This window comes from Streptomyces caelestis (assembly GCF_014205255.1).
GTDB classification, from domain to species: Bacteria; Actinomycetota; Actinomycetes; order Streptomycetales; family Streptomycetaceae; genus Streptomyces; species Streptomyces caelestis.
This window is the reverse complement of the sequence record NZ_JACHNE010000001.1, coordinates 928118-949133: the sequence shown is the minus strand read 5'-3', so window position 1 is coordinate 949133 and position 21016 is coordinate 928118. Positions and strand designations below refer to the sequence as shown.

Below are 21016 nucleotides of genomic sequence, written 5' to 3'. Positions count from 1 at the left end.
AGGCCACGTCGCCCATCTCAGCAAGCGACCTGGACGGCAACGGGCATGGCGCCGCCGACCCCGGCGCCATGCCGGCCCCCGGGGCCCGTCCCACCACCCACCAGACCGGAGACGAGGTGCTCCGTGCGGGTGCCGCCCTCTGGGGCGCGCGCCGGGACTCCGCGGACCGAAGGGTTTGAAAACCGAACAGCTCGCCCGGCGCGCCCTGCTGTACGACGCCGAACAGGCCGAGGCCCATCGGCAGCGGCCGGACCGTCCCCGCCCTTCCCCGGCGGGAAAGACGACCAGGACGTGCTGGACAGTCACCACGTCGCGGTCGCGCCGGGCATGACGCTCAAGTACGTCCGTGGAACGGCTACTGCGCAAGGGGCGGGCTGTACGCCACGAGCGCCCCCGCCGAAGCCGTCGACCCGCACCCCCTCGAGCCCCGCGTCAAAGGATCCGAGACCGAACGCTCCGAAGGCGGCCCGCCCTCCCTGGCCATGCAAGAACTCGGCATACAGCTACCGCTGTAACTCCCAGGCCGCTCGCCGCACCCGGTAAGCACGACCAGCGCCCGGCGCGAAGAGGCAACCGAAGCAGGCGAATCGTACGCCTGGCATTCATCGCCGCACTGCAGCACCTGCCGTCCAAGCAGCGCGCCCGCGCCGCATCAGTGCCGACACCGTCGCCGGCATCCCTGCAAGCCCTTAACACAGGCAACTGACATGGCTCCAACTCGCCAACCGAGATCAAGCGAAATTTAATGTAACCGACACCTTTGCTGACGTCAACACTTAAACGTTGAACGAGACGGTCGGTCATTTGGCTGAAATCTCATGCGTTCAGCTCATGTGAAACGTGCTGCCTGGCGCTGAGTGCTCAAGGGTGACGAGGGTCGGGGAGGAGGTGCGTCTCCGCTGCTCATGTGGCCGGATCTGGTTCCTGGTTCGCAATTCTGCACCCTCGCCCCCGGTGGTTGACTTCTGGATGAACAAGAAAAGTGGGACATTGGCGTCAGCAGGTCCATACTTATCAGCCTTGACAGATCAAATTGCTGCTGCCTAGCGTTTTCAGGTGGCTCGGACGGGGGTCTGTTGAGCCGAGAAAAGAGATCGGTCTAAACGACCGGTTCGGCCTGTTATTGGCTCTGGCTCGGAAATCTTCCCCGCTTCGGGTGATGTGGCGTCTGTAGAACCTGTGGAGTTCGGGACGAGCGGTCTCGGAGGGAAGCTGGGAAGGTAGAGGCAATGATTGTCGCTCAAGCAGCGACATGCGGCTCTGTCGGTGAATTATGGCAGCGGCCGGTGTCGTATGACGAAGTCTCCCGAATTGGCACCGCGGCCCGACTGTTGCCCGCGTCGAGCGGTGTAATCGGGCGATCGGGCTGTCCTGAGGCCTCACGACCTGGAGCGCACACATGACCACCACCGGCATCACCGAGCCGTTCGGCAGCCATGCCGCGCCGGCGTATCCCACGGTCCGCACCGGTTGCCCGCTCGATCTTCCGCCGCTCGTGGGTGAGTTACGAGAGGAGCGTCCCGGCGCCCGGGTCATGCTCCGGGACGGAAGCCGGCCCTGGGTGGTGAGCCGGTACTCCGACGCGCGGCAGGCGCTGCGCGACCCCCGGCTGAGCGCAGATCTCCACCGTCCCGGGTTCCCGTTCGTATCCCCGGTCCAAAAGCTCCAGCAGAACGAGGACCTCCCGGTCGGCTTCCTGCGTATGGACCCGCCCGAGCACAGCAGACAACGCCGCATGCTCACACAGGAGTTCATCGTCAAGCGCATGCAGCGGATGCGCCCCGAGGTGGACGCCGTCGTGGAGTCGCTGCTCGACGACATGATCGCCGCCGGCCCACCCACGGACCTGGTGGACGCGTTCGCGCTGCCCCTGCCCTCACGCGTGATCTGCAAACTGCTCGGCGTGCCCTACCAGGACCACGATTTCTTCCAGAAGCAGAGCTGCCTGATGCTCGATCACACCGCCGGGGTCGAGAGGGTCCTCGCCGCTCGTGAGGAACTGCGCGACTACTTCGACCGACTTGCCGCCCACAAGGCGAGCCATCCGGCCGACGACCTGCTCAGCAGACTGATCGCCGGGCAGGAAGTACCGGGGCACCTCAGCCACGACGAGGTCGTGGGTATGGCCGCGGTGCTCCTCGTCGCGGGGCACGAGACCACCGCCAACCTGATCGGCATCGGCGTGCTCAACCTGCTGGAGGCTCCTGACCAGTGGGCGGCGCTGTGCGAGGATCCCGGCCTCATCCCGGGGGCCGTGGAGGAACTCCTGCGGTATCAGACCGTCATCCCTACCGGACTGCCGCGGCTGGCCACGGAGGACATGGAGATGGGGGGCGTCACCATCCGGGCCGGTGAAGGCGTCCTGGCCGCCGCCGATCGTGACCCTTGTGTCTTCGATGCCCCGGACCGGCTGGACGTCCGGCACCCCGTGCGTCGGCATCTGGCTTTCGGCTTCGGTGTCCACCAGTGCCTCGGGCTACCGCTCGCCCGGGTCGAGCTCCAGTCAGCCCTGGCCGGCGTCGTGCGCCGGCTCCCGCGACTAAGGGTTACCAAGCCTCTGGAGGAGCTGAACTTCCGCCACCGTATGAACGCCTACGGGCTGTTCGAACTGCCGGTGGTGTGGTGAGGTTGCCCCCGAGGGGAAAATGATCATGCGACACCCTGTTACGACGCAACCAGAGATATCAGCCGCGAAACACATCGGCATGCGGCCCGACAGCCGCCCACCGACGGTCGGATCGCAGGTCAGAGCAGTCGGCCCCGAGGATTCGGCCCATCGAGCGATGCAGCACGTGGCCGACCGACTGCACCACATGGCCGAGGAGGTGGAACACCTCAGCGAGGCCCTCGAGCAACTCCGCATGGCCCCCGCGCAGAACGACCAGCCGCAGAGCACGGCACACCGCCTCGAGTGGTTCCAGGGACCAGCCCGGACGGGCGCCACGCTACGCGCGTTAACCATGCTCGCCGACGACGAGCTGAGAAGCACCCATCCCGGCCCGCCGGAGTCCGCGGACGCCCTGGCCGCGGAGCGCGAGCGCGCGCTCAGGGCCATCGAGCGGGGTCTGCTGATGCGGTGTGTGTATGCCCGTAGCCACCTGGAGACGCCGACCGGTCAGCGACATCTGCGGGAACTGGCCGATGCGGGTGTCCGAGTCCGCGTCCAGGCTTCGGTGCCGGTGCGGATCATCCTGGTCGGGGACCGGCTGGCTCTGTTCGCCGACAAGGGCGTGGGCGATCCCGAGTCGCTCACCATGGTGCGCCATCCGCAGTCGGTCGCGCTGGCCGCCCGGGTTTTCGAGGAGCGCTGGGCGGAGGCAACCGACCTGGAGACGCTGCTTTCCGGCACCGGCGGTGACCGGGCCGGTGGCAGCGCCGGCAGCGGCCTGTCCTCGCGCGAGCAGGTCATCCTCAGGCGGCTGGCCGACGGGGGCCAGGACGAGGCCATCGCCCGCGAGATCGGGGTCTCGATCCGGACCTACCGTCGGGACATCGTGACCTTGTTGGACAAGCTCAGCGCGAAGAACCGCGTACAAGCCGCTGTCGAAGCCGTCAGGCGGGGGTGGCTCTGACCGGCTGTCGCCGCGTTCGCCGTCGCGTGACCAGCTGACGGCACGAGCTTCGCCCCCGGCCGCTCCCGCCGCCCGCCCATGGGACAAGGGCGGGCGGCCTGCTTGAGCAAGCCGCCACCGCGCGTCCTGCCATGGTCAGCGGCGTAGCCCTGTCAACGCCGCCCGGCCGGGGCTGTCGCGGGTGTGGTGGGCGGTTCATGCCGCTGTGCGTCCGTCCCGAAGTAGCGGTCGCCGAAGTCACCGATGCCGGGCACCATGTAGGCGTTCTCGTTGAGCCGCTGCTCGATGGAAGAGGTCACGATCCTCACCCCGGGGTATCGCTCGCACACGGCGGTGATGCCCTCCGGCACGGTGATGAAGTTGACGAAGACGATGTTTTGTTCGGGGACCCCCCGCTCCAGGAGCACCTCGATGGCGGCCAGAGCGGTTCCCCCGGTCGCCAGCATCGGATCGAGCAGAAGGACGTGGTGGTCGGCGATGTCGTCGGGGAGCTTGATGTAGTACAGCTCGGGCAGTTTGGTGGTCGTGTCCCGTTGGATGAGGATCTTGCCGATGGGGATCCCCGGGCATACCGCGCGCAGTTCGCTCTCCATGCTCTCCCCGGCGCGCACGACGGGAACGCCGCACACCTTCGCGGAGAGGCGAAGGCCCTCGTAGGTACTGCCGACGGGGGTGCGGACGTCGTGGGGCTGGAAGGGGAGCAGGTTGAGGCTCGCCTCGATCAGCAGGCGGATTATGCGGCCGGAGCAAAAGACGAAGTCCTCCCGGCGCGCGTTCCGGTCCCGGACCACGGTGTGAAGGGCACGTAACTGGTCTGTCTGGGGCAGCAGGTGGACGTTCGTTCCGAGGTACCTGTCGATGGACGGTGCGGTGGGAGCGGTCATGGGTGTCCTACCTCTCAGTGGGGGTCTGGTCCGGTCATTCCACGGGCGGCTGCTCGAAGGTGGCAGGCAGTTCCGGAGTGGCGGTGAACTGGCCCGCGGCGACGCGGTACAGGGACATGCCGCCGCTCCTGCGCCACATCTCACGCATGACGTACACCAGCTTGGGGTTGTGTTCCTCTTCCTCCTCGACCGCCCGCGCGACGAGCCAGTCCCACTCCCGGGCCCACCGCGGGTCCTCCAGGTCGTCCAGGGCGGCGTCGAAGAGGGAGTCCAGCGCCGCCAGCTTCCGCGGCCGGGGGAAGTGCCCGCGCGAGAAGAGCACGCCCAGGATGCCCGTCCAGTAGTACCGAACTGCGTCATGGCGCTGGTCGGCAGGGAGAGCGTCCGCGATGTGCCGCATCGCGTGCAGCGAGGTGATCAGATGCAGCAGCAGGAAGTCCCCCGGCTCCACCAGATACAGCAGCGTGACCAGGTAGGTCAGGTCGTCCCAGCTGGTGACGGGGTCCTGTGCCGTGCTCCAGGTGGGTGTCGCGTCGATCAGCGGATGCCCCTCGCCGAGCATCCGGGCGATGCGGTACTGCAGTCCCGAGCGCAGGAGTTCGGGGTGGATGTCGCCCACCGCCTCGGCCGTGGTGTCCTTGACCAGGTTCTCCACCCAGGGACCGAGTTCGGGCCGGTTCTCCTCCCAGAAGCCGGCGATGCGCATCAGAGAGTCCTTCGGTTTCTCCTCGGCGTGGCCGGAGTCGGCCGGGCGGGCACGTTCCGGGTGGCAGGAGACGTGGGCGAAGGCGAGATAAGCAAGGCCCTCGATGGCCATCCAGCGGTTGCCCGCATCCAGCGCCCAGCCCAGGTGGATGGTGGCGTGCTGAAGTGCTCCGACCCAGCCGGGCAGAAGGTGCGGCAGGTAGCGCCTGAGCACCTCCGGCATGCCGAGTTCCCTCTCCCGGCGGTCGAAGAAGTCGCAGTACGCGGCGAAGTCGGTACGTTGGCCGAGGAATTGGAGCCAGTTGTCGTCCGTGATGGTGAGCCGCGCGCGGCGGGCCGGTTCCACGGGGAAGCCGTACGGCGTGAGCTTCACGTAGTTGTCGTGGTACGCGCTGATGCGTTCCGGCTCCACGCCGAGACCGGCCAGGGCCACCACGGCGTGCTTGACGTGGTTGGTGAGATGGCCGTTGAACTCGATGTGGTGGGTGCGATCGCTCAGCAGGCGGTCGACGACGCCGGTGTCGGACCGGTCGGTGTCCGCGGGTGCGGTGTGCGCTGCGGTGATGTCGGCCATGGGGCCTGCCCTTTCTGGTACGAACGTACGGGACCTGTGAGGACCTGCCGGGGCGGCCGGGCGCCCCGGCCGAAGTCAGTCCTGAGGCAGCCCCTTGAGGATGTAGGCGACGACCTCGTCGAAGCTGTCGGCGATGTGCGACGGCCCGGCTGCGGCAAGCTCGGTCCGTGAGTGCACTCCATAGGTGACCGCGATCGACCGGACACCGGCCGCCTGGGCCATGAACAGGTCGTGGGTCGTGTCTCCGACCATCACCGCCCGCTCCGGCTCGGCACCGCAGCGTGCGATGGCCACCTGGCCCGACTCGGGGTGCGGCTTGGGGCGCGTGACATCGTCCGCACCGATCAGGACCGAGAAGCGGTCCAGCAGGCCTGCCGCGCTTAGCAGGGCCTCGGCGCTGGCGTGGAACTTGCTGGTGACCACGGCCAGGTCGAGGCCCCGGCGGCGGAGCTCGTCGAGCCCCTCCGCGACCGAGGGGAAGACGAGCGAGTGCGCTCGGGGCAGGATGACGGTGCGGAACGCCTCCTGGTAGCGGGCCACTCCTTCGGCGGTGCGGGCATCGTCCCGCGACACGCCCAACAGAGTGGCGAAAGCCTGCTCCAGCGGAAGTCCGATGGTGGCCCGTACGTCCGCGGGATCCCGGGGCGCGACGCCCATCGCCTCGAAGGCGGCGGCGAATGTCTCCACGATCGCCCGCGGAGAGTCCACCAGCGTTCCGTCGAGATCGAACATCGCCAGGTACGTCATGCCTGCCCTCTCCTTGGAATCATGCGCGCTGTCCGTCGGACGGTCCGTCATCGGTTCTCCCGGCGGTACTCGGCGTGGGCCGCCGCGAGCCGGCCGCCGACCTCCGCCGTATGGACGAGGACCGCCATGTTGGCCTGGGCCGACCTGCCCTCGGTCGCCCGGTCGACTGCGCGCATGACGTACTTCGTCACGGCGCCGCCCCGGATCCCGTCCCGCTCGGCGGCGGCGAGCGCCTCCGCGATGGCCGCCTCGATCTGGTCACCGTCGATGGCGTCCTCCTGCGTGGTCGGGCTGGTGATGAGGACGGCACTGTCGTTGCCCAGCCCCCAGTGGGTGTCGACGGCACGGGCGATCAGTGCCTCGTCGTCCAGCCGGTGCGGCGCGCGCAGTCCGCTGGAGCGGCAGTAGAAGGCGGGGAAGTCGTCGAACCCGTAGGAGATGACGGGGACGCAGTGGGTCTCCAGGAACTCCATGGTCAGACCGAGGTCGAGGATCTTCTTCGCGCCGGCGCAGACCACCGCCACCTTCGACCGGGTGAACTGGATCAGGTCGGAGGAGATGTCCATGGTGGTCTCGGCCCCGCGATGGACGCCTCCTATGCCCGCCGAGGCGAAGAAGGCAATCCCGGCGAGTTCCGCCGCCACCAGGGAGGAGGCGACAGTGGTGGCGCCCAGGCCTCCGGCGGCCAGGACGACCGGCAGATCCCGGCTGCTCACCTTGGGGATGCCGGCCGTGGCGGCGAAGCGCTCGATGTCCTTGTCGGTCATCCCTACCAGGATCCGGCCGCCGTCGATGCCGATGGTGGCCGGCACCGCGCCGCCGACCCGCACGGCCTCCTCGACCTTGCGGGCGGTGGCCGCGTTGTCGGGGTACGGCAGGCCGTGGGTGATGACGTTGGATTCCAGAGCCACCACGGGGTCGCCCGCGGCGAGCGCCGCGGCCACCTCATCGGTGAACACCAGCGGCACGGGGCTGTGCGCGCCTGGCTGCGTGGTCATGTGCGGATCCTTCCGGAGCTGATGCGGCGGTCAGTAGTTGGGTGCCTTGCGGAGCAGGTTCTTGCGCTCGACGATCTCGGGGAGGTACACACGCTCGTTCCACACCTCCTGCTCGACCGGTTCGAGGGAGATCGAGATGACGTCCTCCTCGCAGCCGAAGGCGTTGCGTACCGCGGCGGTGACCGCGGCGACCAGCTCGGTCTCCTGCTCCCGGGTGATCGGCACCGGGAAGTGCTTGATGTTGACGTGTGGCACTACGGCCTCCTGTGACGGGACTTGGGACACCGGGGCGTGACGGGGAGTCGGGTGGGGGGTCCGGGACGAGGCGGGCAGTCGGCCGCGGATCAGTGCCGCGAGCTCGGCCACATGCGGGGTGCGCAGCACGTCGTAGTGCCCCGCCGTCAGACGATGGACGAAGGGAGGCTCCGCCGAGAAGCCGTTCTGGTTCTCGATGAAGGAGTAGTTGTCGTCGGCCGCCTTGACGAGGGTCACCGGTGCGTTCAGCCGCCGCCCCGTCAGCTCGCGGAACTCATAGGTGAGGGAGTAGGTCTGCCGCACGATGTCGGTGACGGCCCGCACGAGGTCCTCGTTCAAGCCGCCGAACCGGGTCGTGACGAAGGCGACGAAACTGTCCTGGTCGGTGACGGTCCGCAGGCACTCGTCCAGCACGGGTCCGTTGAGCGTGCCGGCGAAGACGGAGAAGAGCAGGGCGAGGAAAGCCCGGTCCGCGAAGTCGGCGGTTCCCGTCGCGGCTGAGGCGTCCTCGGGGCGCAGCCGGGGCTGGCCGGGGGCTATGAGGAACAGGTGCTCCACGCTTTCCCCGGCCTGTTCCAGCTGGTACGCCGTCTCGAAGGCGACCCGCGCGCCGAAGGAGTAGCCGCACAGCAGGTAGGGCCCGCGCGGCTGGACACCTCTGATCGCCGCGACGTCCGCCAGCGCCATCTCGCGGACCGTGGCGTAGGGGGTCTCGCCACGGTTGATGCCGTGTGCCTGCACACCGTAGACGGGCCGGTCCGCGCCGAGCGCGGCGGCCAGCGGCCGCAGGTTCATGGGGTAGCCGCCCAGGCCCGGCCAGCAGTGGAGCGGCGTGCCGGAGCCCTCGGGCTGGAGCGGAACCAGACGAGATACGGGCCCGGGAACGGCGGCGTCCAGCCTGGCGGCGAGTTTCTCCACTGTGGGGGCTTCGAACAGCACCTGAAGCGGCAGGGCACTGCCGAACACCTTGTTCAGACGGCTGACAAGCCTCACGGCGATCAGGGAATTGCCGCCGGACTCGAAGAAGTCGTCGACGACCGAGACCTGTTCGCGCTTGAGCACCGCCTGCCACACGTCCCGGACTTTGCGCTCGGTTCTGGTACGGGGGGAGACCAGGGCACGCTCGGGCGGGGCGAGTTCGGCCTGCCGCGAGGCCTCCAGCGCCTTCGTGTCGATCTTGCCGTTGGCGGTCAGCGGGAGGCGGTCCACGATGACGATACGGTTCGGCACCATGTAGTGCGGCAGCAGGCCGGTCAGATCCTCTCTGATCAGCTCTGCCGGCCCCTGCATGTGGACCACGTCCTCCCTCATGCCCTGGCCGAGCACCTGCTCCTCGCTGACCCTGCCGCCGACGCAGAAGTACGAAGGGCCCGTAGGCAGCCCGCAAGCGGTGAGGATCTGTTCCAGGCGCCGGGCCGCGGGCAGGTCGTTTCCGGTCTTGGAGCTGTAGCCCGCCGACATGAACCCCAGGTTGAGATCGTTCATCTGGAGGCGCTGGAGCGTGCGGCCGAGTTCGACATAGTGCCGCCAGGGTGTGCGGCCCCGGGCGACCAGGGCGATGCCGAGGGCAGCGCGCTCGTACACCCGTTGGTTGATCGCGATGAGGTGTTTCCTCAGCACGAGGGCGTCGGAGACACGCACCAGACGGCCGTCCGTCCACCGGTACTGCCCGGCGGGCAGGTCGGCGATCTTCCCGGGGTGCGCCTGCACGTAGATGTCGAGGGCCTCGGCAGCCGCGGCGGCGCCGTGCGGCACCCACTCGAACGTCCCGAGGTAGTAGTCCTCCGCCGCGCAGTCGAAGTGGGTCTTGGCAGCGGGCGAGTACGCGGCAGCCGTGATGTCGAGACCGTAGGCCGGCAGGACCTCCTGGAACAGGCCGACCATGTGTCCGGCCTCGATCTCCAGCACTTCCTGAATGTTGTTGCGGTACACCGGCTCGATCGCCCGGTGCTTGCCGAGGAAGTGGACCCTCGCCCGAGGGGCGGGCCCTTCCGGGGCGTCGCCGACACGCACCAGCTGGTGGCGCAGTGGGTGGTAGTAGTACATGCCCGGCGGCATCCCGCCCACACCGGCGAGTTCAAGGTACATCTGCGTCGCGTACAGGGAGCCGGGCGAGGCGTAAGCGTATTTCGGCAGCAGCCGTTCGTCGCTGAGGTGCTGTCCGAAGTTCCGCAGGATCTCGCCGACTTCCGCGAGGCTCAGGCTGTCCGGGGTACGGGCGGCCACGCCGTCCGGTTCGGCGTCACGCCGACCGAGCAGCCGCAGGACGTCGTCCCGGCGGACCTCACCGCCTTCATAGAACCGGTACGTCTTGCGGGCGAAGGCCAGGGCGCGCTGTCGGGGCGTAGCCTCGGCGCCGGGGAGTTCGGTCACAGGCCTGTCGGCGAGCTCGGCCTGGTCCCGGCAGCCTTGGTTGGACAGTTGGGCCCTGACCTGGAGCCTGCTTCGTTTCGACTGGTGGTGGGCGCCGTGGTTGCCCTGGTCCATCAGGGCGGCTTCCTTGGGGTTCAGTTCGACGAAGGCCACCAGGTTCTGAAAGCCGGTGGCGGTGTCGTCGCGGAGCAGGACCGCGGCGTTCCTGACCCAGTCGTGCGTCTCGATGGTCCTGCTGATCTCGTCGAGTTCGACGCGGTAGCCTCGCAGCTTCACCTGGTTGTCGGCGCGCCCCACGAACTGCACGGTGCCGTCCGCGTTCCAGTGGACCAGGTCGCCGGTGCGGTACAGGAGGGCACCGGGTTGCGTCGCGAAGGGATCGTCACGGAAGCGGTCCGCGGTGAGATTGGGGCGGTTCAGATAGCCGCGGGCCACCTGGACCCCACCGATGTGGAGTTCGCCGACTTCCCCGACCGCGACGGGGTGTCCCTCGGTGTCCAGGACATGGAAGGTGGTGTCGTACACCGGTGAGCCGATGGGCATGGTGCTCGGTCCGACGTCGACGGCCGACCGGTCCACAGTGAAGGCCGAGGCGTTGATGGTGCACTCGGTGGGGCCGTACAGGTTGACGAGCCGGCAGTCGGGCATGGTGTCGAGGCACTGCCGGGCCAGGCTGCGGGAGAGCGCCTCGCCGCCGCTGAATATCTGCCGCAGTGATCGGCAGGACGGGAGCTCTTCCGTGTCGATCAGCGCCTGGAGAAGCGTGGGGACACACTGCAACGTGGTGATGTCGTGCCGGACGATCGTGTCGATGACGGCTTCGGGGTCCCGGTAGATGCCGGGTTCGCCCATCACGACCTTGGCTCCGCAAGCCGACGCGAGTAACTCCCACTGCGCGGCGTCAAAACTTATCGGCGTCTTCTGGAGGACGGTCTTTTCGTCATCTATTTCGCAGACATCGTGCAGCCATCTCATCTGGTTCACGATGCTCTTGTGTTCGATCATCACTCCCTTCGGCTTTCCAGTGCTGCCGGAAGTGTAGATGACGTACGCGAGTCCATCGGGCCGTGCGTGCGTATCCGAATTCTGTTCGTCGACCTCTTCGGTCGACCCGGGTATTCGGTGACCCTCGTGGCGTATGCGCCGGGTCTCGTCGAGGGTCAACACCCTCACCGGCGCCCCGGATAAGTCGTGAAGTGATGGACGAAGGTGTTCCTGGGTGAGGACGATCTCGACCCCGGCATCCTTCATCATGTACTCGATCCGCTCCTCGGGGTATTCCGGGGAGAGCGGGACGTAGGCGCCGCCCGCGTGCAGGATCCCCCAGGCACCGACCAGCAGGTCGAGTGACGGCTCCATGAACAGACCGACGCGGCTGTCCCGGCCCACGCCCTCGTGCTTCAGGAAGGCGCCCAGGTCACAGCTGCTGCGTATCAGTTCGGCGTAGGTGATGCTGCGCTCGCCGTGGACGGCGGCCGTCCGGTCCGGAGCACGGAGCGCCTGCTCCAGCAGGAGATCGGGAAGGCACGTGCCGAGGAGACGCGTGCGGGATGCCTCGGATGCGCTCATGAGTTCTTCTGTTTCTCCACGTAAGAAGACGTGCCTCTCCTCGCGAGCGGCAGCGTCGGGCCGAACAGAGAAAGATGAAAGACTGCGAAGACGACCGAAAAGGAAGAAGGGAGTGAAGAGGAGAGGTGATATTCCCTGTCTTCGGGCGATGAGATCAGCCAGACAAAATCGTATGGGAAACTTGTCACCGGGTCAACAAGATCCGGGGAATGGCTGGAATCTTACCCGCGCCCTATTGATACGGTCCAGGACCGACCCTGCCGGATTTCAAGAAGCCCCTTCGATTTCGTCAGGTTCTTCCGTCGAATTTGTTAGCCGATCTGACGGTCACGGCCAGCCAGCAGACCGGCTCCGATCTGGAGCAGCGTCAGCACCATCACGAAGAGCAGAGGTGCCCGCCAGCCGTCGGAGTGCTGGTAGAGCGCGCCGACGACGACGGGCCCGGGGATCGACAGCAGGTATCCGAAGCCCTGCACGAAGCCGGAGAGGCGGGCGACGGTGTCACCATCCCGGCCGCGCATACCGATCATCGTCAGGGCCAGTGGGAAGGAACAGTTGGCCACACCGAGCAGCACGGCCCACAGCCAGGGCGCGGAGGCAGGTGCCGACCACAGTCCGGCGTAACCCGCCATGCCGCACACGCCCATGACGGCCGCGATTCCGCTCTGGTTGGGCAGGCGCCCGGCCACGGCGGACAGCAGGAACGACAGCGGCACGCCGAGCAGCGAGGTCACGGAGAACAGCAGACCGGCGGCCCCGGCCGACAGGCCCGCATCCCGGAACATCTGCGCCAGCCAGCCAATGATGATGTAGGCGGAACTGGCCTGGAGGCCGAAATAGGCGGTGAGTGCCCAGGCGGTCGGATCGCGGGTGATGCGGGCGCCGGCCGGTGCCTTTTGCACCGGTGCGTCTGCCCCGGGATCAGCGGCCCGGTCACGGCGACGGGCGACGGCGAGCCAGGTCGGCACGGCTGCCGCGGCCAGCGCGGCCCAGACCCCGAGCCCTAATCGCCAGTCGCCGCCGAACGCCTCGGACACCGGCACGGTGACGGCCGCGGCGCTGGACGCGCCGGCGTTCAAGGCCATGGAGTACAGCCCGGTCATCGCGCCGACCCGATCGGGGAAGCGCTGCTTGACCACCGCCGGCAGCAACACGTTGGCGATGGCGATCCCGGCGAGAGCGAAGGTGCTGAGCGCGACGAACAGGATGGTGCTCGCGACGAGCGGACGCAGGGCGAGCCCGAGCGTCAGCACAGAAGCACCGACCGCGATGGCGCCGCTCGGGCCATAGCGGCGAGCCAGCCGCGGTGCCGTGGATCCGATCACCGCGAAACACGCGGCGGGGATCGACGTCAGCAACCCGGCGACGGTGCCGCTCATGGCGAGTGAGTCACGGACCTCTTCGAGCACCGGACCCAGGCTGGTCACCGCCGGGCGAAGGTTCAGCGCGGCGAGGACGAGGGCCACCACCGCCAGCCGGCGCGCCCCTGGTCCGGCGAGCGCATCCCGACGGGACTGCGAAGGGTGCCGGCTCGTCAGTTCATCGCTCGCCATGGCGTTCATGGTGACTCATGGGATGACCCTACGTCCAGTGATTCCTCGTAGACTGATGGGATGACTCTGGAACGTGTGCGCCGGGAAGTGATGTCCGACCAGGTGATTGCCCGGCTGCGGCGTCAGATCACGTCAGGTGCGTGGCCCGTGGGGTTCCGCATCCCCAGCGAGCCCGAGCTGGTCGAGCAGCTCGGAGTGGCACGCAACACCGTGAGGGAAGCCGTCCGTGCCCTCGCCCACACCGGACTGCTGGACATCCGGCACGGCTCGGGCACCTATGTACGGGCGACCAGCGAGTTGGCCGGTGTGATGCGCGGCCGCTTCGCCGAGGCCACCATCGAGGAGGTGACCGAGGTGCGCGGCGCCCTGGAGGCGCGGGCGGCCCGCCTGGCCGCCGCCCGGCGCACTCCGGAAGATCTGCAGCGGCTCGACTCCGCCCTTGCCCAGCGCGAGCGGGCGTGGTCGTCCGGTGACCGAATCGCCTTCGTCAACGAGGATGCCGCCTTTCACCTGGCCGTGGTGGCCGCGTCCCACAACATGGTGCTGGTCGAACTGCACGCGGACCTCGGCGAGGTGATTCGCGAGTCACTGCTGGACCACTTCCGCGACACGTTGCGTCCCGAGCAGTACCAGGACCACGCGCGGCTCGTGGAGGCGATCCGTGCCCAGGACAGCAACCGGGCCGCGTACGAGGCCGGTTCGTACACGGCGGGGTGGATGCCGTGGCCGGAACCGAACGCCTGAACCTGATCTCCCACGAGGCCGACCCGGTCACTCGAAGGTGAAGTCGAAAGCCGCGCGCACCTTGCCCGCGGCTTCCCTGAGACCGTCGACGCTCTCGGCGCTCAGCATCACCTCGGCGAAGAAGTTCTCCTGTTCGAGGGAGGAGACCCGGTACCCGGTGGTCTGATAGCCGTCGACCACGCTGGGCAGGCGCAGGAGTTCCTCGAGCGGGGTCGCCCGGACCAGCGTGCCCAGCCGGTCAGGCTCGAACGGCAGCAGGGCGAGGAACTCGCCGCCGGGCTCGTCCCGGCTCGCCTCCATCGCGGGTGCCTCGGCCAGGGCCGCCATCACGGACACGTCGAACGGGTCGATGCCGCAGGTGCGCAGGGTGGCGGACCGGTGCAGGCCGCCGCCCGGCCGGGGGTTGATCTCGATGAGTTCGGCGCTGCCGTCGGCCGCGGCCCGCCCCTCGACGTGCAACCAGCCCTCCCCCATGTCGAGTTTCCGGCACAGGACGCTGATGCGTTCGGCGAGGTCGAGCGCGGCGCGGCGTACGTACGAGGAGGGCGGGGGAGTGATGCGCAGGCCGGCGTCATGGTGCCGTACGTCGTCGTGTTCGGTCTTCTCCACCGTCAGCACCGGCTCGAACCGTCCACCTAGGAGAGGACCGTCGACGGAGAACTCCCGCCCGTCGAGGTACTGCTCGACGATGACCTCCGCAGTGTCTCCGGCCGCCTCGGCCATGTCGCGCAGCTGGGCGGCGAGTCGGTCCGGGCCGTCGCAGCGACGGACCAGCCGCGAACCTCCCGAGTCACGGGCCGGCTTGACGATGACGGGGTAGGAGGTGACCGTCGTGATGTCGAAGGCTCCCGCCGGCCCCGAGGCGAAGGCGATGCCGGACAGCCCCAGCCGGGCCATTTCCGCGCGCACCAGCGTCTTGCTCAACAGCGCCTCACGGCCCGGCTCACCGCCGGGCAGGCCGTAGTGCCGGGCGACCTGAAGCTGCCAGGCGAGCAGCGGTTCCACGAAGTTGACGACCGCCGTCGGCTCCACGCCGGCGGCGTCGACGGCCGCGACGAAGCGGTCCAGGTCGTCATGCTCCCAGTCGATCACTATGTGCGCGGCGCAGGCGTCCCGGTTGATGTCCTCCGGCTCCGCGGACACCAGAACCGGGCGTCTTCCGACATTTTCCAGTATTCCCGCAACCTTGCGGACTCCTCCGGCGAACCGCTTGGAGAAGACCAATACATCGCGCTGATTCGACATAACCGTTCCTTTGCTTTGTCACCAAACTGCCATGGCACGAATATGTCATTGCTCTGACTCCGGAAACCCCTTGACTTCGCCACGTGGTTTGTATTGGATCACCCTAGCTCATAAGCACAGCAGCTCGGCGGCTCAAATCCGGGGCTGCGTATGCCACTTCATCCGGGGGCCTTCTTGTTCGGTCACATAGCTGATGCGCTCGCCCGGCCTGCCCTGATTCGGCTCCGCCCCGGCCTGTATGTGCTCAGATTTGAATCCATGAAAGTGGCGTCGGCGCTCGGTGCCGTGGAACAGCTCATGGCCGACGGGACGATCACCCCCGGGGACACACTGGTCGACAGCTCCAGCGGGATCTACGCCTATTCCCTCGCGCTGGCCTGCAACAAGTACGGCTTCAACTGCCACATCGTGGCTTCCCCCGCCGTCGACCCCACGCTGCGCACGCAGTTGGAACTGCTCGGCGTCTCGGTCGACCAGCCGACGGCGTCGGCGGACGCGAAACTCGACCAGGCGGGACGGGTCGAGCGGGCCATCGAATTCGTCAAGAACCACCCGCGGGCGCACTGGATGCGCCAGTATCACGACCGGGCCCACTACGCCGGCTACGCCTCGATCGCCCGGCAGTTGGCGGACGACCTGCCGGCCACCCGGATCGCCCTCGTCGGCGGTGTCGGCACAGGTGCCTCGACGGGCGGACTGCACCAGACGCTCGGCGACCTCGGGCGCGAGGTCGAATTGATCGGCGTACAGCCGTACGGCAGTGTCAGTTTCGCCAGCCAGGACGTCGAGGATCCGGAATTCCTCATCGCCGGTATAGGCAGCGGAATACCCTTTGCGAATATCGAGTACGGCGCATACAGCGACATCCACTGGATTGATTTCACCTACGCCAGGTCAGGCTGTGTCGAGCTGCTGCGGGAATACGGCGTGTTCGCCGGCCTGTCCAGCGGTGCGGCCTATGTCGTCGGTGAATGGCGGGCGAGCCGGATAGGTTTCGACGAGGAGTACCCGGTCGTCTGCATCGCGCCCGACACGGGGCACCGCTACCTGGCCGAGGTCTTCACCTCCGAGGTCCCGGTCGTCACGCGTGACCCGCAGCGGTACCCGCTCGAAGTGTCTCGCGCCGAGGACCTCGCGCTGCCCTGGTGCCGGACCAACTGGCGGCGCCACGGGCACGCCTTCCCCAAGCCGCAGGGTGACGCCTGACATGGCGACCGTGGTGATGCTGGAGGCGCTCGCCTTCGGACTGGAGCGGCTCTCCGCCGCCGCCGGGCGGCTCGGTGTCGACCTTGTGCTGCTGACGTTCGACCGCGCGTACTACAGCAGGCAGCTGCAACGGGCGGGGGAGATCCGCGTGGTGGACGTGGACACCTTCGACGCGGACGCCGTACGCCACGCGCTGGACGGACTCGGCCGGGTGGACGGCATGGTGTCGAACACGGACACCTGGGCGCCGCTCGCCGAGCAGCTGGCGTCCGAGCGCGGCTTTCCCAACGTGATCTCCCAGGCCGCCCGGCTGCGGGACAAGGTGTGGGTGCGCAATCGGCTCGTGGACGCCGGGCTGACGCGGCTGCGTGCCGTACGGGGCTCCGACTGGGCGGCGCTGCCGGCCGCGTCCCGGCCCGCCATGGCCGTGGTCAAGGACGCCGCCGGCACCAGCAGCAAGAACGTGCTCCTCGCCGAACGGCAGGAGGAGGTCGAGGCCCGGATCGCCGAGCTGGTCGAGCGCGGCGTGCCGGCCGAGCGGGTCACAGTGGAGCCGTACCTGTGTGGTCCGCTGTACAGCGCGGAGACCTACACGACCGAGTCCGGGACTGTGCTGTTCGGCATCAACAGCCGTACGATCTCCGAACTCCCGGACTTCCGTGAGATGGACCTGACCTTCCCGGTCGACCGGGGCGGGGCCTGGGAGAAGGAGATCGCCGACTGGGCCTGCGAGGTGCTGGGCGCGATCGGACGCGGGGTCGGCCCGTCGCACATCGAGTTCATCCAGACCGCGTCCGGCCCCGAGGTGGTCGAGGTCAACCCCCGGCTCGGCGGCGGACACATCGGCGAGGCCGTTCTGCGGGTGACCGGGGTCGACCCGTACGAGCTGCTGCTCGTCCAGGCCCTCGAACCGCGCCTGGAGGAGCGTCACGTGGCCGCCGCGACCTGCCGTCCCACGGCGGGCGGCTTCGCCCAGGTCCTCAAATACGCGTCACGGACCGGCCCGTTGGGTCCGGTGGAGGGTGCGGACGTGCTGTCCCTCTTCCCCGGCGACATCACCTGGACTCCGCTCAAGGGCCCGGACACCGTCATCGACAGCGTGGCCGACCAGGGCGCCTGCTACGGCTTTCTGACCGCCACCGGCCCGAACCCGGACACGGCGCTGTCCCGCGCCCTCGCGGCCGCCCGGCACCTGCGGACCTCTGCTTCGGCGCCCTGACGGGCCCTGGAAAGCAGTCAGCCGTTTCACCAAGCGAGGAAGAGGTATTGCTGTGTCCCTCACCATCGTGGGCACGGGGTATGGCGCCGATGTCACCTCCTCGGTGGCCGCCGCCCTGGGTGAGGCCGAGGTGGTCATCGGCCACGAGGTCTTCCTGGACACCATCAAGGAGCTGATCAGGCCCGAGGCGGAGCGGTTCGACGTACTGAACCTGGCGACCCCCGAGGAGGACGTGTTCGCGGTCCGCACCCGGGTGGCCGCCGAGCGTGCCGCGACCGGTGCGCGGGTGGTCCTGGTCTCCGGCGGCGACCCCGGACTGCTCGGCATGGCCGGCCCGGTGTTCCACAACCTGAAGCGCATCCTGCCCGCCGAGCAGTGGCCCGAGGTCCGGGTACTGCCCGGCCTCTCCGCCTGGCAGTACGCCTCGGCCGCGCTGGGCGCGCCCTTCAACGGCGGTGTCGCGGTGCTGTCGCTGTGCCTGTACAGCCACACCGAGGACAAGATCGGCCGGCAGATCGCCGGGGTCGCCGCTTCCGGGGTGGGGGCGGTCGTCTACATGCTCCGGCACAACGGCGAGGAGCACCCGGACCTCTTCCCCACGCCCGAGCCCGCCGCCGCGCTGGCCGAGCGGCGCTTCACGATGCTGCGCGACTCCTTCCTCGCGCACCGGCCGGGCGACACGCCGTGCTTCCTGCTGACCGGCATCGGCCGCCCGGAGTCGTACACCTGCGTCTCGGCGCCGCTGAGCGCGTCCCTGGACCTGTGGCACCGGTCGGGCCCGGAGTCGGTGTTCTGCGTTCCCGGCGAGGACCACGAACTGCTGGACGACCGGGTGTGGGCGCTGACATGACGACGAACGTCCCGGTGCCGTCCCCTGCCCTGCGCGCCCTGGAGTGCGTCCAGTGCGCGGCCCGCTATCCGGTCGCCGACCATCCCCGCGGCTGTCCCGCCTGTGACGCGGACGGACGGAACGCGAACCTGTTCTGCGTCTACGAGGAGGACGCCGCCCTCGATGACCGCCTCCCCTACCGGGACCTGCCCGGTTTCGGCCACGGACCGACGCCGCTGCTCCCGTGGGAGGACGGCACGTACGTGAAGAACGAGGCGGCCCAGCACACCGGTTCGCACAAGGACCGGTTCGCCGCGGTCGTGACGGCCCACGCCCGCGCGGCCGGCTACCGCGGGGTGGCGGTGGGTTCCTCGGGCAACGCGGGCCTGGCCATGGCCGCCTACGCGGCGGCGGCCGGCCTCGAGTGCACCGTGGCCACGTTCTCCTGGCTGCCGGAGCAGACCCGTCGACAACTGACCGGGTTCGGCACGGACCTGCGGCTCTTCGACGACGACGCCGACCGGATGCGCTGCATCCGCGATCTGGCGAACGACCCCAAGACCCTGACGGTGTCGAGCATCACCGACCCCGTCGTCGGCAGTCACCCGTTCGGCATCGAGGGCTACAAGCGCATCGCCTGGGAGCTCGTCGAGCAGGTGCCGGGCGACATCGAGCACGTGGTCGTCCCGTCGAGCCGGGGCGATCTGGCCTGGGGCATCTACCTGGGCTTCCGGGACCTGCACGAGCTCGACGGCCGGGCGGTGCCCCGGCTGCACCTCGTGGAGCCGTTCCGCCGGCTCTCGGCGGTCCTCGACGGCGCCCCGCTCACCGGACGGTTCCCCGGTGACCACGGGCGCCTGGTGTCCATCGCGGGTGACAGCACGACGGTGCAGGCGCACCGCGCCGTGACCCTGTCCGGCGGGACGGCGACGGTGGTCCCCGACGCGGTGGCCGAGGCGCACTTCACGCGTCTGTGCCGACGCGGCCACGTATGGGAACGCAGCAGCACCACCGTCTTCGCGGCCCATGAGTCGCTGCGCGGGAGCGGAGCGATTCCGGCCGGAGCGACCACGGTGCTGGTGGCGACCTCCCACCTTTTCAAGGGCCTGTGACAACCGCCCGCCGGGCGGACGAAAACCGGGCAGGCCATCCGACCAAGGAGCAACAAAGTGAAGACGTCCAGTCTGTGGGGCGCTCCCCAGTCCCGCTACTACCGCTTCCTCCAGCGGATCCAGGAGGTGACCGAGAGCCCGAACCCGGCGCTCGCCGTGATCGGCTGCGCGGACGGCAAGTACGTGCTTCCGGCAGCCCGCAAGGGCTTCACGGTGTGGGCCAACGACATCGACGAGGTCGCGCTGTTCGGCGGCACCAAGACGGACGCGAGCGGCGAGGTCCTCATGCCCGGACTGGCGTCCCGGCTGAAGTCCGAAGGGCTTGAGGACTCGGTGGAGGTGGTGCACGGCGACTTCATGGAGAACTGTCCGGACCGGACCTTCGACGCCGTCTTCACCAGCGGCGCCCTCCAGTACTCCAACAACCTCCACCACACGTTGGAGGAGATGGTGACGAAGGTCGGCAGCCTGGTGCGGCCCGGCGGACTGCTCTACATCGACTACATGCTCCCTTACGAGGAGAAGTACAAGGGCCGGCCGACGTGTCCGGATGCCGGGTGGTGGAAGGAGTACTTCGAGTCCCGTGACGAGTGGGACGTCAAGCACAACCGCGTCATGCCGCCGACCCTGGACCGGGCCCACGTCGAATACCCCGTGGACCACTACCACCAGTGGGGCCACCTGCTCGCGGAGCGAGTCCGTGCTTGACCAGCTGACCGGGCCCGCCACCAGCCTGCGGCCCGGGGGGAACGTACAGGCCATGCAGCCCGTCGTCGAGGGAACGGCCTGCCCTTTCGCCGCGAAGGCGCGGCTGCGCAGCGCACCCGACTTCGACCCCGCGCGGTCCCTGGCACAGAACGTGGCCGACTCGGTTCCGCTGCTCGTCGACTTCTCCGCGCGCGCCGAGGGGGAGGGCCTGGACGGGTTCGTGTACCGATTCCCGGCCGAGCGAGTCGGGTCCACGGTCGAGGACCTCGGCCGATTACTGCGTGTCCTCCTCCAGACGCTGGCCCGGCACGATCCGCAGGAGCCGCGGGAGTTGGACAAGGACACGGTGCTGGCACCGGGCTGGCGTTTCTCCTTCGCAGGCCTGGATTACTTCGTGCCGGTGTTCGCACCGGTCTACGGGGAGCACCACAGCAGACACACGTACGGCCTCACGAAGGACGTGTTCGTGCTGATGCAGCCCAACAGCTCCTTCCACACACGCCTTGGAGCCAGGCGGGACCTGGTCCTCAGGAACATAAGATCGCGGTTTGCCGAAGCAGGCCAGTCGTACCCCGTACACGGGGTCGAGGCGCACAAGTTCGTCCTGCCCCCCGCGGTGGACGACGAGCCGGTGCCCTGGTACGACGGACAACCGCTCGGCAATGTGCCGGCACAGGGCCGGCACTGAGCTGTCGGGGCTATTGAGAAAGGCTTTCGAGACAA

At 68.5% G+C, this 21016-nt stretch carries 17 protein-coding genes; 10 read left to right on the top strand and 7 right to left on the bottom strand.

Annotation, left to right across the window (positions count from 1 at the left end):
* Window positions 1–236 precede the first annotated feature (236 nt).
* The 3 genes from HDA41_RS42640 (at window position 237) to HDA41_RS04225 (ending at window position 3572) form a co-directional block, all read left to right on the top strand.
* Window positions 237–515 carry a DUF6009 family protein gene (locus HDA41_RS42640; RefSeq protein WP_376706850.1) on the top strand — a complete coding sequence of 93 codons (279 nt, stop codon included), beginning with the start codon at window positions 237–239 and terminating at the stop codon, window positions 513–515.
* Between the two features lie 884 nt (window positions 516–1399).
* Window positions 1400–2626 (top strand): cytochrome P450, encoded by a 1227-nt coding sequence (locus HDA41_RS04230; RefSeq protein ID WP_184980807.1) that lies wholly within the window; start codon window positions 1400–1402, stop codon window positions 2624–2626.
* Between the two features lie 157 nt (window positions 2627–2783).
* The gene (locus HDA41_RS04225; RefSeq protein ID WP_184980805.1) at window positions 2784–3572 is read left to right on the top strand and encodes a LuxR C-terminal-related transcriptional regulator; all 789 of its coding nucleotides are present in this window, start codon (window positions 2784–2786) and stop codon (window positions 3570–3572) included.
* A gap of 152 nt (window positions 3573–3724) precedes the next feature.
* Here the strand turns inward: HDA41_RS04225 and upp are convergent, their stop codons facing one another.
* From upp to HDA41_RS04195, 6 genes are all read right to left on the bottom strand, one after another.
* A complete protein-coding gene (upp, locus tag HDA41_RS04220) occupies window positions 3725–4456 on the bottom strand; it encodes a uracil phosphoribosyltransferase (protein WP_184980802.1) in 732 nt (243 codons plus the stop codon).
* A gap of 34 nt (window positions 4457–4490) precedes the next feature.
* Window positions 4491–5735, bottom strand: coding sequence for a questin oxidase family protein (locus HDA41_RS04215; protein ID WP_184980800.1), 1245 nt, complete (start codon window positions 5733–5735; stop codon window positions 4491–4493).
* A gap of 75 nt (window positions 5736–5810) precedes the next feature.
* Window positions 5811–6482, bottom strand: coding sequence for an HAD family hydrolase (locus tag HDA41_RS04210; protein WP_184980798.1), 672 nt, complete (start codon window positions 6480–6482; stop codon window positions 5811–5813).
* 47 nt (window positions 6483–6529) lie between these two features.
* Entirely contained in the window at window positions 6530–7480 is a 951-nt protein-coding gene (locus HDA41_RS04205; RefSeq protein WP_184980796.1) for a pseudouridine-5'-phosphate glycosidase, read from the bottom strand.
* A gap of 30 nt (window positions 7481–7510) precedes the next feature.
* Window positions 7511–11677 carry an amino acid adenylation domain-containing protein gene (locus tag HDA41_RS04200; RefSeq protein WP_184980794.1) on the bottom strand — a complete coding sequence of 1389 codons (4167 nt, stop codon included), beginning with the start codon at window positions 11675–11677 and terminating at the stop codon, window positions 7511–7513.
* Between the two features lie 311 nt (window positions 11678–11988).
* The gene (locus HDA41_RS04195; RefSeq protein WP_184980792.1) at window positions 11989–13230 is read right to left on the bottom strand and encodes a CynX/NimT family MFS transporter; all 1242 of its coding nucleotides are present in this window, start codon (window positions 13228–13230) and stop codon (window positions 11989–11991) included.
* 60 nt (window positions 13231–13290) lie between these two features.
* Here HDA41_RS04195 and HDA41_RS04190 point away from each other — a divergent pair, with 60 nt between their 5' ends.
* Entirely contained in the window at window positions 13291–13974 is a 684-nt protein-coding gene (locus HDA41_RS04190) for a FadR/GntR family transcriptional regulator (RefSeq protein ID WP_184980790.1), read from the top strand.
* A 27-nt stretch (window positions 13975–14001) separates the two neighbouring features.
* On the opposite strand, the gene HDA41_RS04185 is transcribed toward HDA41_RS04190, so the two are convergent.
* The gene (locus tag HDA41_RS04185) at window positions 14002–15219 is read right to left on the bottom strand and encodes an ATP-grasp domain-containing protein (RefSeq protein ID WP_184980788.1); all 1218 of its coding nucleotides are present in this window, start codon (window positions 15217–15219) and stop codon (window positions 14002–14004) included.
* Between the two features lie 174 nt (window positions 15220–15393).
* Here HDA41_RS04185 and HDA41_RS04180 point away from each other — a divergent pair, with 174 nt between their 5' ends.
* The 6 genes from HDA41_RS04180 to HDA41_RS04155 are packed head-to-tail and all read left to right on the top strand — an operon-like array spanning window position 15394 to window position 20981.
* Window positions 15394–16425, top strand: a complete 1032-nt coding sequence (locus HDA41_RS04180) for a pyridoxal-phosphate dependent enzyme (protein WP_221511410.1) — start codon at window positions 15394–15396, stop codon at window positions 16423–16425.
* A 1-nt stretch (window position 16426) separates the two neighbouring features.
* Window positions 16427–17644 (top strand): ATP-grasp domain-containing protein, encoded by a 1218-nt coding sequence (locus HDA41_RS04175; RefSeq protein WP_184980784.1) that lies wholly within the window; start codon window positions 16427–16429, stop codon window positions 17642–17644.
* Between the two features lie 52 nt (window positions 17645–17696).
* On the top strand, window positions 17697–18494 hold the full coding sequence (locus tag HDA41_RS04170; protein ID WP_184980783.1) for an SAM-dependent methyltransferase: 798 nt from the start codon (window positions 17697–17699) through the stop codon (window positions 18492–18494).
* Window positions 18491–19585, top strand: a complete 1095-nt coding sequence (locus HDA41_RS04165; RefSeq protein WP_184980781.1) for a threonine synthase — start codon at window positions 18491–18493, stop codon at window positions 19583–19585. The genes HDA41_RS04170 and HDA41_RS04165 overlap by 4 nt, the downstream gene beginning before the upstream one ends.
* A 57-nt stretch (window positions 19586–19642) precedes the next feature.
* Window positions 19643–20293, top strand: a complete 651-nt coding sequence (locus tag HDA41_RS04160; RefSeq protein WP_184980779.1) for a class I SAM-dependent methyltransferase — start codon at window positions 19643–19645, stop codon at window positions 20291–20293.
* Complete coding sequence (locus HDA41_RS04155; protein WP_184980777.1) at window positions 20286–20981, top strand: YqcI/YcgG family protein; 696 nt, start codon at window positions 20286–20288, stop codon at window positions 20979–20981. Before HDA41_RS04160 ends, HDA41_RS04155 begins: the two co-directional genes overlap by 8 nt.
* The last annotated feature ends 35 nt before the right edge of the window (window positions 20982–21016 follow it).

Coding starts and splice junctions, on each gene's coding strand:
- HDA41_RS04230 (WP_184980807.1), top strand. CDS start 1,400: ATGACCACCACCGGCATCACCGAGCCGTTCGGCAGCCATGCCGCGCCG.
- HDA41_RS04225 (WP_184980805.1), top strand. CDS start 2,784: ATGCAGCACGTGGCCGACCGACTGCACCACATGGCCGAGGAGGTGGAA.
- upp (WP_184980802.1), bottom strand. CDS start 4,456: ATGACCGCTCCCACCGCACCGTCCATCGACAGGTACCTCGGAACGAAC.
- HDA41_RS04215 (WP_184980800.1), bottom strand. CDS start 5,735: ATGGCCGACATCACCGCAGCGCACACCGCACCCGCGGACACCGACCGG.
- HDA41_RS04210 (WP_184980798.1), bottom strand. CDS start 6,482: ATGACGTACCTGGCGATGTTCGATCTCGACGGAACGCTGGTGGACTCT.
- HDA41_RS04205 (WP_184980796.1), bottom strand. CDS start 7,480: ATGACCACGCAGCCAGGCGCGCACAGCCCCGTGCCGCTGGTGTTCACC.
- HDA41_RS04200 (WP_184980794.1), bottom strand. CDS start 11,677: ATGAGCGCATCCGAGGCATCCCGCACGCGTCTCCTCGGCACGTGCCTT.
- HDA41_RS04195 (WP_184980792.1), bottom strand. CDS start 13,230: ATGGCGAGCGATGAACTGACGAGCCGGCACCCTTCGCAGTCCCGTCGG.
- HDA41_RS04190 (WP_184980790.1), top strand. CDS start 13,291: ATGACTCTGGAACGTGTGCGCCGGGAAGTGATGTCCGACCAGGTGATT.
- HDA41_RS04185 (WP_184980788.1), bottom strand. CDS start 15,219: ATGTCGAATCAGCGCGATGTATTGGTCTTCTCCAAGCGGTTCGCCGGA.
- HDA41_RS04175 (WP_184980784.1), top strand. CDS start 16,427: ATGGCGACCGTGGTGATGCTGGAGGCGCTCGCCTTCGGACTGGAGCGG.
- HDA41_RS04165 (WP_184980781.1), top strand. CDS start 18,491: ATGACGACGAACGTCCCGGTGCCGTCCCCTGCCCTGCGCGCCCTGGAG.